Source organism: Actinoplanes sp. NBRC 101535 (genome assembly GCF_030269225.1).
GTDB classification, from domain to species: domain Bacteria; phylum Actinomycetota; class Actinomycetes; order Mycobacteriales; family Micromonosporaceae; genus Actinoplanes; species Actinoplanes rectilineatus.
In genome coordinates this window covers 115,511-130,648 of record NZ_BSSY01000004.1, presented here as the reverse complement: position 1 = coordinate 130,648, position 15,138 = coordinate 115,511, and the positions used below count along the sequence as shown (strand labels likewise).

11 protein-coding genes are annotated in these 15,138 nt (G+C 72.2%); 10 read left to right on the top strand and 1 reads right to left on the bottom strand.

Annotation, left to right across the window (positions count from 1 at the left end):
• Positions 1-10 precede the first annotated feature (10 nt).
• From QSK32_RS12705 to QSK32_RS12680, 6 genes are all read left to right on the top strand, one after another.
• Positions 11-1,249, top strand: a complete 1,239-nt coding sequence (locus QSK32_RS12705; RefSeq protein WP_285471985.1) for a glycosyltransferase — start codon at positions 11-13, stop codon at positions 1,247-1,249.
• Positions 1,246-2,838 carry an MBL fold metallo-hydrolase gene (locus QSK32_RS12700; protein WP_045739889.1) on the top strand — a complete coding sequence of 531 codons (1,593 nt, stop codon included), beginning with the start codon at positions 1,246-1,248 and terminating at the stop codon, positions 2,836-2,838. The genes QSK32_RS12705 and QSK32_RS12700 overlap by 4 nt, the downstream gene beginning before the upstream one ends.
• Before the next feature lie 23 nt (positions 2,839-2,861).
• On the top strand, positions 2,862-3,917 hold the full coding sequence (gene aroF, locus QSK32_RS12695) for a 3-deoxy-7-phosphoheptulonate synthase (RefSeq protein WP_045739978.1): 1,056 nt from the start codon (positions 2,862-2,864) through the stop codon (positions 3,915-3,917).
• 372 nt (positions 3,918-4,289) lie between these two features.
• Positions 4,290-5,276, top strand: coding sequence for a ParB N-terminal domain-containing protein (locus tag QSK32_RS12690; protein ID WP_045739890.1), 987 nt, complete (start codon positions 4,290-4,292; stop codon positions 5,274-5,276).
• A gap of 77 nt (positions 5,277-5,353) precedes the next feature.
• Positions 5,354-6,640, top strand: a complete 1,287-nt coding sequence (locus tag QSK32_RS12685; RefSeq protein ID WP_285471984.1) for an aminotransferase-like domain-containing protein — start codon at positions 5,354-5,356, stop codon at positions 6,638-6,640.
• On the top strand, positions 6,637-7,797 hold the full coding sequence (locus tag QSK32_RS12680) for a prephenate dehydrogenase (protein ID WP_285471983.1): 1,161 nt from the start codon (positions 6,637-6,639) through the stop codon (positions 7,795-7,797). The genes QSK32_RS12685 and QSK32_RS12680 overlap by 4 nt, the downstream gene beginning before the upstream one ends.
• Here the strand turns inward: QSK32_RS12680 and QSK32_RS12675 are convergent.
• Positions 7,772-9,157 (bottom strand): MBL fold metallo-hydrolase, encoded by a 1,386-nt coding sequence (locus QSK32_RS12675; protein ID WP_285471982.1) that lies wholly within the window; start codon positions 9,155-9,157, stop codon positions 7,772-7,774. The genes QSK32_RS12680 and QSK32_RS12675 overlap by 26 nt on opposite strands.
• 263 nt (positions 9,158-9,420) lie before the next feature.
• Between QSK32_RS12675 and hppD the strand changes: the two genes are divergently transcribed.
• The 4 genes from hppD (at position 9,421) to QSK32_RS12655 (ending at position 15,105) form a co-directional block, all read left to right on the top strand.
• The gene (hppD, locus tag QSK32_RS12670) at positions 9,421-10,476 is read left to right on the top strand and encodes a 4-hydroxyphenylpyruvate dioxygenase (RefSeq protein ID WP_083448723.1); all 1,056 of its coding nucleotides are present in this window, start codon (positions 9,421-9,423) and stop codon (positions 10,474-10,476) included.
• Complete coding sequence (locus QSK32_RS12665) at positions 10,473-11,570, top strand: alpha-hydroxy acid oxidase (RefSeq protein WP_045739893.1); 1,098 nt, start codon at positions 10,473-10,475, stop codon at positions 11,568-11,570. The genes hppD and QSK32_RS12665 overlap by 4 nt, the downstream gene beginning before the upstream one ends.
• A 123-nt stretch (positions 11,571-11,693) precedes the next feature.
• Positions 11,694-12,476 (top strand): siderophore-interacting protein, encoded by a 783-nt coding sequence (locus tag QSK32_RS12660; RefSeq protein WP_285471979.1) that lies wholly within the window; start codon positions 11,694-11,696, stop codon positions 12,474-12,476.
• A gap of 238 nt (positions 12,477-12,714) precedes the next feature.
• Positions 12,715-15,105, top strand: coding sequence for an ATP-binding protein (locus tag QSK32_RS12655; RefSeq protein WP_285471978.1), 2,391 nt, complete (start codon positions 12,715-12,717; stop codon positions 15,103-15,105).
• The last annotated feature ends 33 nt before the right edge of the window (positions 15,106-15,138 follow it).

Genomic DNA, 15,138 nt, shown 5'->3' with positions numbered 1-15,138 from the left:
GAGAGATGCGATGCGGGTGTTGTTGTCGACGTCCGGTTCCCGCGGCGATGTCGAGCCGCTGGTGGCGCTGGCGCTGCGGCTGCGGGCGGCCGGTGCCGAGGTGCGGATGTGTGCGTCGCCGGATTCGGCGGACCGGCTGGCCGAGGCCGGTGTGCCGCTGACGCCAGTGGGCCGGTCGGCGCGGGCCGTGATGGACGGTCCGCGGCCGGGGCCCGGTGACGGTCCGCGGCTGGCAGCCGAGGCGATGGCCGTGCAGTTCGAGCAGGTCCCAGCGGCGGCCGAGGGCTGTGATGCGGTGCTGGCGACCGGTGTGCTGTCCGCCGCGGTGGCCGTCCGGTCGGTGGCCGAGAGACTCGGCATCCCGTACTTCTACGGCTTCTACTGCCCGATCTACGTGCCGTCGCCGTATTACCCGCCACCGCCGCCGCTGGGTGAGCCGCCCGCGCCGGCGACGAGTGACAACCGGGCCCTGTGGGACCGCAACAACCAGGGCGCCTTCCGGCGCTTCGGCGCGGCGCTCAACGACCGGCGGGCCGCCATCGGTCTGCCGCCGGTCCAGGACATCTACGGGTACGGGTACACCGCCGATCCGTGGCTCGCGGCGGACCCGGTGCTGGCCCCGGCCGGGCCGGCCGACCGGGACGTCCTGCAGACCGGCGCCTGGATCACCCCGGACGACCGGCCGCTCCCGCCGGCGGTGGAGGCGTTCCTGGCGGCCGGCGAGCCGCCGGTGTACGTCGGTTTCGGCAGCATGCCGGCCCCGGCCGGAACCGCGAAGGTGGCCGTCGAGGCGGTCCGCGCCCAGGGCCGCCGGGTGATCCTCTCCCGGGGCTGGGCCGATCTGGCGCTCCCCGACGACGAGGACGACTGTCTCGCCGTCGGCGAGGTGAACCACCAGGAGTTGTTCGCCCGGGTGGCCGCGGTCGTACACCACGGCGGAGTCGGCACCACCACGGCGGCCGCCCGGGCCGGCGCCCCGCAGGTGGTGGCGCCGCAGATCGTGGACGACCAGAAGTATTTCGCCGGCCGGGTGGCCGCACTGGGCATCGGTGCCGCACACGACGGCCCGGCGCTGACGGCGGACTCCCTGTCGGCGGCCCTCGCCGTCGCCCTGGCCCCGGAGACCAAGGCCCGGGCCGCTGTGGTGGCCGGCACGGTCCGCCCGGACGGCGCGGAGGTGGCCGCGGAACGCCTGTTCGCGCTGGCCGGCATCCGTCCCCAGCCCTCTGATCCCAAGGAGCGACAATGAGCGACGAGCGCGTCTTCCTGCGCCCCAACACCATCATCGAACCCCTGGTCGACCGGTTCTACGCCTCGATGTACGCGGTGTCCCCGGTCACCGCCACCATGAGCCTCGCCTTCCGCTGGATCCCGATGCTGGAGTCGTATCTGCAGGCGCCGGACTGGCACTACCAGGCGAGCCGTGACCCCCGCTTCCGCGGCGGTTTCTTCGTCGGCGTCGACGAGAAACGCAAGGACGAGGTCGAGGCGTTGCTGGCCGGCATCCGGCGCGACCGGGCGGACATGATCCGGTTCGCCGAGGCGATCGGCGAGGCCGAGAAGATCGTCAGGGACGAGGCGATCGGGTACGACCTGCGCCCGATCTACCCGAAGTTGCCCGCCGAACTCGCCGGCCTGGTGGAACTCGCCTACGACACCAACAACGCGGCGTCGCTGCACTTCCAGGAGCCGCTGGTCTACCGGAGCAAGGCGTACACCGAGGACCGCCAGTCGGTGCAGCTGTCGGTGGAGACCGGCATCGAGCGCCCGTTCGTGATGAGCACGCCCCGGCTGACGTCGCCGGACGTGCTCGAACTGGACATCCCGTTCCGGCACCCCGGGCTGGAGGCGCTCTTCCGGTCGCGGGTGCACCCGACCACCCCGGCGGCGCTGCGCGAGGCGCTGGAACTCGACGACGCGCAGGCGTCCCGGCTGTCCGGCCTGCTGGTCCCGGAGTCCGCGCTGCACGCCGACCGGCACATCGAGCAGGGCGCCCGGATCCGCTACTGGGGACACGCCTGCCTGCTGATGCAGACGCCTGACGTGGCCATCATGACGGACCCGTTCATCAGCGCGGACACCGACGCGACCGGGCGGTACACGTACAACGATCTGCCCGACCACATCGACTACGTGATCATCACGCATGGGCACTCCGACCACCTGGTGCCGGAGACCCTGCTGCAGCTGCGCGGCCGGGTGGGCACGTTCGTGGTGCCGCGGACCTCGCGGGGCAACCTGTGCGACCCGTCGCTGGCGCTCTACCTGAGGAGCCTCGGGTTCGACGCGGTCGAGGTCGACGACTTCGACGAGATCACCTTCCCGGGCGGCCGGATCGTCGCGACGCCGTTCTTCGGCGAGCACGCCGACCTCGACATCCGGGCCAAGGCGACCTGGTTCGTCGAGCTCGGCGGCAAGTCGGTCTACGTCGGCGCGGACTCGTCCGGTCTCGACCCGGTCCTCTACCGGTACGTGCGCGGGCACCTGGGCCGCGTCGACATCGCGTTCCTCGGCATGGAGTGCGACGGCGCCCCGCTGAACTGGCAGTACCAGGCGTTCCTGACCAAGGCGATCCCGAACAAGATGAGCGACAGCCGCAAGATGTCCGGCTCGAACGCGGAGCAGGCGGCGGCGATCGTCACCGAGCTGGGCGCCGAGGAGGTGTACGTCTACGCGATGGGCGAGGAGAGCTGGCTCGGTCACGTGATGGCCACCAGTTACAACGAGGACTCCTTCCAGCTCAAGCAGATCACCGAGTTCGAGACGTGGTGCTCGAACAACGGGGTGAAGTCCGGCCACCTGCTCGACCGCGACGAATGGACCTGGTCGCGCTCCTGACACGGAAGACCGAGGGGGAGATCATGGTCGTTGTCATGGCGCCGGGGGCCACTCCGGCGGATGTGGAAGTCGTCGTGCAGCGGGTGACCGCGGTCGGCGGGCAGGCGTTCGTCAGCCGCGGGCTGTCGCGGACCATCGTCGGCCTGGTCGGTGACGTGGCCGACTTCGAGGCCCTGAACCTGGGGAGCCTGTCCGGGGTGCTCCAGGTGATCCGGGTGTCGGCGCCGTACAAGCTGGTCAGCCGGGAGCATCACCGGGACCGTTCGGTGATCCGGGTCGGCGGGGTGCCGATCGGACCGGGCACGCTGACCGTGATCGCCGGGCCGTGCGCGGTCGAGTCGCCGGAGCAGACGCTGGCGGCGGCCCGGATGGCCCGGTCGGCCGGCGCCTCGATGCTGCGGGGTGGCGCGTTCAAGCCGCGGACGTCGCCGTACTCCTATCAGGGGCTGGGCGAGGCGGGCCTGCGCATCCTGGCCGATGTGCGGGCCGAGACGGGGCTGGCCGTGGTCACCGAGGTGATCGACCCGGGCAGTGTGGACATGGTCGCCTCGTACGCGGACATGCTCCAGATCGGCGCCCGCAACATGCAGAACTTCGCCCTGCTGCAGGCGGTCGGGTCGGCGGGCCGTCCGGTGCTGCTCAAACGGGGTTTCAGCGCGACGATCGAGGAGTGGCTGAGCGCCGCCGAGTACATCGCGCAGCGCGGGAACCTGGACATCGTGCTGTGCGAGCGGGGTATCCGGACGTTCGAGACCGCGACCCGGAACACCCTGGACATCAGTGCGGTGCCGGTGGCGCAGCGGCTCTCGCACCTGCCGGTGATCGTGGACCCGTCGCACTCCGGCGGCCGCCGTGACCTGGTGGCGCCGCTGAGCCGGGCGGCCATCGCGGCCGGGGCGGACGGTCTGCTCATCGACGTGCACCCGCAGCCGAAGACGGCGCTCTGCGACGGTGATCAGGCGCTGCACGACGCCGACATCGCGGAGCTGGCCGGCATCGTCGCCGGGATGTCGCCGGTGATGGGACGCACGCTCGCGCTGTCCTCCGGCGAGCGGGGACAGGTCCCCGCCACGGTGTGAGCGCGGATCCACCGACCGCACCCGGCCGACTCGGCCGGGTGCGGTTTTCTGTCCGGATCGCCGGGCCTAGCCCGTTGTCAACTCCTACGGACAACAGCGCATCAAGACGGTGAAGCTGGCATTCCGGGCTAGGGGTTAGGGGCACGAGGGTTCGGTGTCCCTGAGTGATGCAGGGGTTACAGATAGCTGCGGGCCGATGTTAATTTCGTGCCGGACGACAAAGATCCCGCCGCACTGTCCTGCGGGACTGTTTCGGCACGCCTTCACAGCGAGCGCCTTGATCACGGGCATTCCCACCGATCGAGCATTGTCGAACGCGGAAGAATGCCTCGAAGTTGATCTTCAAAGTGCTCCACGAACTGAGGAGCGGCATTGACACCCGACGAAGAGGATCTCAACCGGCAGCCGATCATCGAGCTGAAGATCAGCTCACTCAGCCTCAGCGGATCACCCCGGCTGGCCGGCGGTGATGCGGAACACCTGGAAGCCATGGTCGCGGCACAGGGAGAACTGCCGCCGATCGTGGTGCACCGCCCGACGATGCGTGTCATCGACGGCGCCCACCGGATCCGCGCGGCCGTCCGGCGCGGCGCGACGACGATCACCGGACGGCTCTTCGACGGCACCGACGACGAGGCGTTCGTGCTCTCCGTCTGGCTGAACGTCTCGCACGGCCTGCCCCTCGCGCTGGCCGACCGCAAACGCGCGGCGGAACGCATCGCCGTCTCGCACCCGCAGTGGTCGGACCGCCGCGTCGCCGCGGTCACCGGCATCTCACCGGGCACGGTCGCCGACATCCGCCGCCGGGTGAACGGCACCTCCGCCCCGGAGAGCAGCCGGATCGGACAGGACGGCCGGGTACGCCCCCTGGACTGCAGCGCCGGCCGTCTGCTCGCCGGCCGTCTGATGAGCGAGAACCCGAACCTGTCGCTCCGGCAGGTCGCCCGCGCCGCGGCGATCTCCCCGGAGACCGCCCGCGACGTCCGCAACCGGCTGCACAGCGGCACCGAACTGGTGCCGACCCGGCGGCCCCGGGACACCACCCCGGCGGCGACCGGCACCGGCCGGGACCAGCACCTGAACCTGGTCCGCTCCGGCATGCGCCCGGAACCGGTGCTCGACCACGCCGTCGTCGTCAGCCGGCTGATGGGTGACCCGGCGCTGCGCTACACCGACACCGGCCGCAACCTGCTGCGCCTGCTGACGCTGCACACCCGCTGGGCGAAGGAGTGGGAGACCATCGTCGACAACGTCCCGCCGCACTGCGCGGACGTGGTCGCCGACCTGGCCCGGCAGTTCTCCGGCCTGTGGGCCGACTTCGCCACCCGGGTCGGCCCGGAGGAGCGCGTCGCCAGCTGAGCACCACCGGTGTCCAACCGCGCGCAACAGGCGGTCGGACACCGCGTCGTCAGACGGGCACCGACACAGGAGGACAAGTGCTGCGCAGATCGGAACTGCACGCGAGCGTTTCCGACCCGGTTCTGGACACGATGAACTTCCTCAACGAGGTGACCCTGCGCTACCCCGGGGCGATCTCGTTCGCGCCGGGACGGCCGTACGACGGCTTCTTCGAGACCGAGGAGGTGCTGGCGCACCTGCGCCGCTACCTCGACCATCTCGCCGACCACGGCGCCTCACCGGACCAGGTCCGCACGGCGGTCTACCAGTACGGTCCGACCGCCGGCCAGATCCGCGAGATCATCGCCGACTCGTTGCGCGCCGACGAGGGGATCGACGTGCCGGCCGCCGCGATCGTGGTCACCGTCGGTGCCCAGGAGGCGATGATGCTGGCGGTCCGGGCGCTGATCCGGAACCCGGACGACGTGCTGCTGGTCTCCAGCCCCTGCTACGTGGGGATCACCGGGGTGGCCCGGCTGCTCGACGTGACCCTCTGCCCGGTACCCGAGTCGGCGGACGGGTTCTCGCTGGACAACCTGGCGGCCGCGATCGCATCCGCCCGCGCGGCCGGCCGTCGGCCGCGGGCGTTCTACCTGGTGCCGGACCACGCCAACCCGTCCGGATCCACGCTGGCGCCGGCCGACCGGGTGGCGCTGCTGGACCTGGCCGCCCGTGAGGACCTGCTGATCCTGGAGGACACGCCGTACCGGCTGGTCAGCCCGGGGGAGCCGGCGCCCACTCTGAAGGCGCTGGACCGCCGGCACTCGGTGATCCATCTGGGCTCGTACTCGAAAACGATCTTCCCGGGCGCCCGGGTGGGTTTCGCGGTGGCCGACCAGACGGTGACCGGCGACGACGGACGGCCCGGACTGCTCGCCGACGAGCTCTCGAAGATCAAGAGCATGATCACGGTGAACACCTCGTCGCTGAGCCAGGCGGTGGTGGCCGGCGCCCTGCTGGCCGCCGGCGGCCGGGTCTCCGAGCTGAACGCCAAGGCCACCGGCCACTACGGCGAATCCATGCGGCGGGTCCTCGACCGGCTCGCCGACCGGCTCCCGGAACCGCGCCGCACCGAACTCGGGGTGCGCTGGAACGAGCCCAGCGGCGGCTTCTTCCTCGGCCTGACCGTCGGATTCGAGGCCGACGACGCGGCACTGACCCGGTCCGCCGAGGAGTTCGGCGTGATCTGGACACCGATGCGCTACTTCCACCCGGACGACGGCGGACGGCGGGCCATCCGCCTGTCGGTCAGCTACCTGTCGCCGGCGGAGATCGACGACGGCATCACCCGGCTCGTCGCGTTCATCGAGGCGGAAAGCCGGTGATCCGGTCCCTCCTGGTGATCGGAACCGGTCTGATCGGCACCTCGGTGGCCCTGGCCGCCCGGCGCCGCGGCGTCGAGGTCTTCCTCGCCGACCGGGACGTCGCGGCGGCCCGGATCGCCGAGGCGCTCGGTGCCGGCCGGGCCGAACCGCCCGGCGGGCCGGTGGACCTCGCCCTGGTCGCGGTCCCGCCGGCCCAGGTGGCGACGGTGCTGCGGGACACCCAGACACGCCGGTCGGCCCTCAGCTACACCGACGTCGCGGGGGTCAAGGGCGCGCTGGAGAGCGACGTCCTGCGGCTGGCGCCCGATCCCGTCGCGTACGCCGGCGGGCACCCGATGGCCGGGCGGGAACGGTCCGGCCCGCTGGCCGCCTCCGCCGACCTGTTCCACGGCCGGACCTGGGTGCTCACCCCGCACGACCGGACCGGCGACGCGGCGCTGGACCGGGTCACCGCGCTCGCCGGGATCTGCGGGGCGACGCCGGTCCGGCTCGACGGCCGTACCCACGACATCGTCGTGGCGCTGACCTCGCACGTGCCGCACCTGATGGCCAGCCTCACCGCGGCACGCCTGCGGGAGGGCCCGGCCGCCACCGAGGCGCTCGCCGGGCAGGGGGTCCGGGACGTCACCCGGATCGCGGCCGGCGACCCCACACTGTGGACCGACATCGTCCGCGCGAACGCGCCGGCGATCGCCGCCGTGTTGCGCGACGTCCGCGACGACCTGACCCGTCTGCTCGCCGCAACCGAGGCCCTCGCCGACCGGGACGCGCCGGGCCACACCGCGCCGGGCCACGCCGAGACGGGCCACACCGCGCCGGGCCACACCGCGCCAGACCGCGCCGGGACGGACCAGGACGCGGCGCGGGACGCCGTCACCGAACTGCTGCGGCGGGGTGTCACCGGCGCGGCCCGGACCCGTCCGCCGACCGGTCCGGCCGGTGGGCGTACCCGGATCCGGGTGGTCCTCGACCGGCGTCCCGGCCGGTTGGGCGAGCTGCTGGACGCGGTGGCCGCCCGCGGCGGCGACGTCACCCGGGCCGATGCGGACCTGACCCCGGACGGCCTCCTCACGGTCGATCTGGAGATCGGAACTCACCCGGGCAGCGGCTCCGGCTCCTTCCCGGGTACGCCTACCAGCACCACTCCCGCCGTTTGACCAGATGTTCGGCGGTGATGCCCCGGTCGTGGCACCAGCCGAGGAACGCGTCGACCCGCTGGTGCGCGCCGGTGGCGTACAGGTAGGCCTCGTCCGCGCCCAGTTCGGTGACCAGCGCCGAAGCCTCCCGCGCGGACAGCCGGTCCATCCCGAAGAACGCCAGGTCGACCTCGCCCAGGTGCCGGCGCACGTACCGGTACACCACCGGATCGGCACCCGAGGTGTCCGAACCGGCGAAGAACCGCGCCCCGGCCATCCGGATCAGGTACGTCGACCCGGCCCGGGACCGGCCCTGCTCGTCGAGGAACGGCGTGGCCACCACCGTGCCCCCGGGGAACGCCGTCTCGTCGAAGTCGTCCACCTCGATCACCGGGAGACCCAGCGCCCGCAGGCACAGCGCGATCGACGGTTCGTGCCGGTCACCGCGCGGGGAGCGGGGCACCACCACGGCGCCGATCCGGGACCGCAACTGCAGCAGCGTCTCCAGCACCAGGTGCTCCGGGTGGTCCTGGGTGAGCAGCACCAGGTCGATGCGGTCCGGCAGGTCGTCCAGGGTGTACCGGTCGCCGGCGCCGATGACCGGATCGGTCACCACCGCGCTCTCCGGGGTCTGGAACACCAGGCAGGCGTGGCCGAACCAGCGGACCCGGCCGCCCGTGGCGAGGTGCCGGTCCGGTGCGGCGGCGGGTTCGGCGGTGAGCAACGGCCGCAGCCGGGCGGTCTGCTCGTCGTCGAGGCCCAGGGCCTCCCGCAGCCGGGCCACCGTGGTGGGCCGGATCCGGGCGGTGAACAGCTCGTCCCAGCCGGGGTGCCGGAACGGGACGGCCAGGTCGAGCACGCCGGGGTGCGGGAGCCGGGGTGTGCCGGGCCCGGCGGCCCGGGCGGCGGCGTCGTCCGGGGCGAGCCGCACCGACTGGCGGCTCTCGTCGTAGAACCGGCTGGTGTACGCCGACGCCTCGAGGAACCGCAGGCCGGCCCGGTGACGTGCATCGTGCACCACCTCGGCCAGGCCGTGCAGGTCGGACGGCAGCCGCGGGTGGAGTGTCCGCGGATCGCTGCCCGGACCGGCGCGTTCCAGGAGGTCCTCGGCCTCGGCCACCGCGGCGGCGAACCCGAGCACGTCGGCCCGGTCACGCCGGATGCCGTCCAGCAGCGCGGCGACGTCGGTGGCACGGCCCGCCGCCAGTCCGGCGACGGGTTCGCCCCGCAGGTACGACTCCAGCATCGGCACGTGCCGGCCGGCCAGTGCGGTGGCCGCCGGCACCGGCGACACGAGATGCACCCGCGCGGGGAACCGGTCGACCAGTGGTTCGACGCGCGCGGTGGAACGCAGATGAACCGCCTTGTCGCTGACGCCCATGTGACCATCCTCAGGTTGTCGGCCGATCGGCTCGCGTACCGCCGTGGAAATGGTGACGACAACAAAGCCGAATCGATCGGAGATTAGCAGTGAGATTGACGTCCGGTACGTTTTGAGCGGTTGGACGGACGTTGTCGGACAACGGTGCCCGTGCCACCCTTGCCGACAGTGCGAGACCGTGCCGAATTGTCATTTCCCCGACGGTGGTCCGATCAGGAGACAAAGTGCGCCGGGCCGGGGGATTCTCGTGGAGGAGTGCACTGATGACCGGCCATTTTCAGGATCTGACCGTCGATCACGTACGCATCTACTGTGCCGATCCCGACCCGTTGATCGCGCAATTCGGCAATTACGGGCTGGACACCCGGGCGGAGGGCGCCGGACCGGGCGCGGAACACTCGGTCGTCCTCGGTCACGACGACATCCGCCTGGTGCTGACCCGCCCCGGAACCGGCGACCACCCCGGCGAGATGTACGCGACCCAGCACGGCTACGGCGTCTCGGACATCGCGCTCGGCACCGCCGACGCGGCCGGCGCCTTCCACGAGGCGGTCCGCCGCGGGGCCCGCCCGATCGCCGCCCCGCAGCGCGACGGTGCCGTGGTCACCGCGTCGGTCGGCGGGTTCGGCGACGTCATCCACACCTTCGTGCAGCGCGACCCCGGCGGGGAGTGGTCGCTGCCCGGCCTGACCCCGGTGCACCGTTCCGGCACGCCCGGCATCGGCCTGCGGCTGGTCGACCACTTCGCGGTCTGCGTCGAGGCCGGCCGGCTGGACGAGGTGGTCGAGCACTACGAGCGGGTCTTCGACTTCGCGATGGTCTTCACCGAGCGGATCGTGGTCGGTGAGCAGGCGATGGACTCCCAGGTGGTGCAGAGCGCCGGGGGGGCGGTGACGCTCACCCTGATCGCGCCGGACACCACCCGGCGGCCGGGACAGATCGACACCTTCCTCAAGGAGCACGGCGGCGCGGGCGTGCAGCACATCGCGTTCGAGACCGGTGACATCATCCGCTCGGTCGGCGCGATGTCCGACGCCGGCGTCGAGTTCCTCAGCACGCCGGACGCGTACTACGGGCGGATGGGCGACCGGCTGACGCTGACCCGGCACACGGTCGCCGAGCTGAGAGGGCTGAACGTGCTCGCCGACGAGGACCACGACGGCCAGCTCTACCAGATCTTCACCAAGTCCACGCACCCCCGCGGCACGCTGTTCTTCGAGATCATCGAGCGGGTCGGGGCCCGGACCTTCGGATCCGGCAACATCAAGGCGTTGTACGAGGCGGTCGAGCTGGACCAGGCCGAGCCGGACGGCCGATGACCACCACTCTGCCCCGGCTGGACACGGTCGGCGACTTCCGGGACCGGGCCGAGGCGGCGATGAGCGCCCCGGTCCGGGACTTCGTGGCCGGTGGCAGCGAGGCCGAGACCACCCTGGCGGCCAACCGGGCGGCGTTCGACCGGGTGACGGTGGTCCCGCGGGTGCTGACCGGCGGTCCCGCCCCGGATCCGGGCGCCACCCTGGCCGGGACCCGCAGCGCCCTGCCGCTGGCGGTGGCGCCGATGGCGTACCAGCGGCTGCTGCACCCGGAGGGGGAGCTGGCGACGGCGCGTGCCGCGGCGGCCGCCGGCGTCCCGTTCGTGATCAGCACGTTGAGCAGCGTCACCGTCGAGGAGCTGAGCGCGGCCGGGGGCGAGCAGTGGTTCCAGCTGTACTGGCTGCGTGACGACCTGGCCACCGTCGAGCTGGTCCGGCGGGCGGAGGACGCCGGCTGCCGGGCCCTGATGGTCACCGTGGACGTGCCGGTCATGGGCCGGCGTCTGCGGGACGTCCGCAACGGGTTCGTGCTGCCCCCGGAGATCCGGGCGGCGAACGTCGCCGCCGGGGCGACGAGTGCCGCGCACACCCCGGCGGACTCCGGTTCGGCCCTGATCGCCCATACCAACGGCGCGTTCCATCCGGCGCTGACCTGGGCGCACCTGGAGACGCTGCGGTCGCGGACGGCGTTGCCGATCGTGGTGAAGGGTGTCCTGGACCCGGCGGACGCCCGCCGGGCCGCCGGGATCGGTGCGAGTGCCGTGGTGGTCTCCAATCACGGGGGCCGGCAGTTCGACGGTGCGCCGGCCGCCGTCACGATGCTCCCGGCGGCCGTGGAGGCGGTCCGGGGCACCTGCGAGGTGTTCGTGGACAGCGGGGTCCGCAGCGGCACCGACGTGTTGCGGGCGCTGGCGCTCGGGGCGGACGGGGTGCTGATCGGCCGGCCGGTGCTGTGGGGCCTGGCGGCCGGTGGGGAGGCCGGGGTCGCCGGGGTGTTGTCCGTTCTGGACGGCGAACTGCGGGCGGCGATGCGGCTCGCGGGGTGCGCCGACGTGGCGGCGGCCCGGAAGTTGACCGCCATCATGGGACGTCCCTGACCGTGCGCCGCGGCGGCCGGAGTCGTGCGGTCCCGCCGACGGTTCGGATGTCCGACTGTGCATTCGACATCGGTCACGGTAAGGCTAGGCTCACCTTGACCGATAACGGTGCTAGGAGAGCAGATGATCGGCATCTCGACGCCTATCCGGCCGGTGGTCCGGCTCGCATTCATCCGGCAGACGGGATTAGCGCCGAGAATGACCAGAATGGTGGTCGGCGGCCCGGAGCTCAACCGATTCGAGCCGAGTCCTTTCACGGATGCCTTCATCCGGCTCGTCTTTCCGCCGGGCCGGTCGTCCAACCCCGGGACGCATCACGCGGGCGCGGCCGGCCGGTTCCGGATGCGGACCTACACGGTGCGCTCGTTCGATCCGGTGGCCGGCGAGCTCGCGATCGACGTCTTCGACCACGGCCGCCCGGGGCTGACCCGGTCCCGGCTCGCCGGGCTGCGTCCCGGTGATCCGGTCCTGGTGCGCGATCTGCGGGGGTTGTACCGGCCCGGCCCCGAGGCGGACTGGCACCTGCTGGCCGGTGACGCCGCCGCGCTGCCCGCGATCGCCGTCACGCTCGAGCGGATGGCGCCGGGCACCCGGGCGAAAGTGCTGGTGGAAGTGGATGGCGATGAGGAGCGGCAGGTGCTGCCCACGGCCGCCGACGCGGATGTCCGGTGGCTGGTGCGGTCCCGCGGCGAGGGTCTGGTCGACGCCGTCCGGTCGCTCACCTTCGAGCCCGGCGTGGTGCAGGGGTTCGTGCACGGCGAGGGTGGTGCGATCCGGCACCTGCGCCGGCACCTGGTGCACGAGCGCGGTGTGGCGAGGGAGCTGCTGTCCATCTCGGGGTACTGGCGTCGTGGCCTCAACGACGAGCAGTGGCGCGAGCGGAAGGCCGCCGCGGTGGGCGGGTGACCCGCGGATATCGCCTCACGCATTGATGATCGTCATGAGCCGAAGGATCTCTGTTTTCAGGAAACTCTGAGCTTCTGAAATCTCCTGTAAATGGGCTCCGACCTGCGGCTCGGTGGCCTCCGGGCGTGGTCGAGGATGAGTTCCCTCATGCGCGTCACCCCGATAGGGTTCTATCTTGACACGGAGGTAATGGGCCCGCCGGGGGGGACCTGTGACAGTGAGCAAGCATGATTCATCATTGATCATATTCGATCATTTATTCGCGGCCGCAGCCCGTGGAACCGGATCGGCCCTGCTCGTCAGCGGTGCCGGTGGCAGCGGGAAGACCGCGTTGCTGCAGACGATGGCGGCGCAGGCCGGCAGCCGCGGCGGCTGGTGTTTCCTGGCCACCGCGTCGGCCAGTGAGCGCGGTCATCCGTTCGGGGTCTTCGACCGGTTGATCCGTTCGCTGCACGCCGCGGGCATGACGCATCCGTGTCCGGGCGGCCTCGACGAGGGTGAGGGTTTCTTCGCCGCGATGGACCGGGTGTGCGCCGTGATCCGGGACTTCGCCACCAAGCGGCCGATCGTGATCGGCGTCGACGACATCCACTTCGCGGACGAGCCGTCGCTGCGCTGCCTGACCTACCTGATCCGGCGGATCGAGTCGTGCGGTGTGGTGATGGTGCTCGACGAGAGCTCGTCGTACGAGCGGGACACCGCGAGCCTGCGGGTCGAGATGCTGCACCTGCCGTTCTGTCACCGGCTGCGCCTGCCACCGCTGTCCCCGGCCTCCGTCGTCGCGCAGATCCGGTCCCGGTTCGGCGGGGTGCCGGACAGTGCGTTCGCCCGGTACTGCCTGGAGGTCAGCGGCGGCGTCCCGTTGCTGCTGCACGCGCTGATCGACGACCGCGCCGCCCTGCCCGGCCCGCTCGGCGGTGAGCCCGGCGCCAGTTTCCGGCAGGCCGTCCTGCGCAGCCTGCACCGCTGCGCGCCCGCCACGACGGCGGTCGCCCAGGCGCTCGCGGTCCTCGGTGACCACGCCGACCCGGCGCTCGCGGCCGAACTCAGCGGCCGGGACGCCGCCCTCGTCCTGGAGGGCATGCGCGATCTGGGGGAGATGGGGCTGCTCGACGGCCGGCAGTTCCGACATCCGGAGACCCGGGCGGCGGTCCTCGCCAGCATCCCGCCGCCGGAGCTGCCCGCGATGCACGCCCGGGCCGCGGGTCTTCTGCACGAGAACGGCGCCCCGGCGAACGCGGTGGCCGGGCACCTGATCGCGGCTCAGGACGGCGGCCGGGCGGCGTGGCGGGTCACCATCCTCGGTGAGGCGGCCCGCGAGGCGATGGCGGCCGGTGACGTCGAGGACGCGGTGAACAACCTGCGGCACGCCGTCGCGGCGTGTTCCGGCGAGGCCGAGCGGGCGCAGACCGCCCTGCTGGTCGCCGAGGCACAGTGGCTCTCCGACCCGGGCCGGGCGGCACGCCGTCTCGACGGGCTGACCACCGACGCCCGGTCCGGCCTGCTCCCGGTCGCCGACATCCTGGTGGTGGCCAACCATCTGCTGTGGTGGGGCGAGTTCGACGAGGCCGACGAGATGCTCCGGCTGGCCGGTGCCGCCACCGGGGAGGATTCGGCGGCGGCGCAGCTCTGGGCGTTCTTCTGCCGCAGCGATCCCCGCTCCGGCATCTGTGCGGAACCGGGCCGGCCCGCCGACTCGCCGCTGGCGCACTCCGGGGTGATGGCCGCGGTCACCGCCGTCACCTCGGCGGCGAGCCTGCCGCACGACGGCCCGGCGGTCGGTACGGCGTTGCAGATGCTGCTCGGCCTGCGCGGCGGTGCGGAGTTCACCCCCGCCCTGCACGACCTGGTGGTGCTCGTGCAGACCGGGCGGCTCGAGGAGGCGCTGGTCTGGTGCGACCGGCTGCTCGCCGAGGACTGGATCGACCGGGTGCCGATGCGCCGGGCGATGATCGCGACGATCAAGGCGGTGGCGGCGTGCCGGGACGGCGACCCGGCCACCGCCCTGGCCTGCGTGCGGGAGGTCCTCGGGGTGATCCCGCCGCACGCCTGGGGGATCGTGGCGGGCCTGCCGCTGTCGATCGCGGTCTGTGCCGCCACCGATCTCGGCGACGTCGAACTGGCTCGTTCCCTGCTCGCCGTGCCGGTTCCGCCGGCCATGTTCGACACCCCGTTCGCGCTGCCCTACCTGCAGGCACTCGGGCGGTACCACCTCGCGATGGGACGACCGGAGAGCGCTCTCGTGCATGCCCGGTCGGGCACGGAACTCCTGGAGAAGTGGGGCGTCGCCGCGGCGGGCATCGCCGCCGCGGCCCGGTGGTACGACCAGGCCGACGCCCTCTGCTGGTTCAGCGCCGCCCGTCCGGACCGGCCGGGGCGCCACCGCCACGGCCACCGCCCCGAGCCGATGGCCCTTCCCGCGGCGGACGCCGAGGACGACGCCCGGCTCACCGACGCCGAGCAGCGCGTCGCCACCCTCGCCGCGGTCGGCAACACCAACCGGCAGATCGCGGCGAGCCTCTTCATCACGGTCAGCACCGTCGAGCAGCATCTGACGAAGATCTATCGCAAGCTCAAGGTCCGCAACCGCTCCGGATTACGGAGGCGGGATTACCGAACCGTTCTGTGAATCCTGGATCATGAACGGTTGGACAGCTGTTTG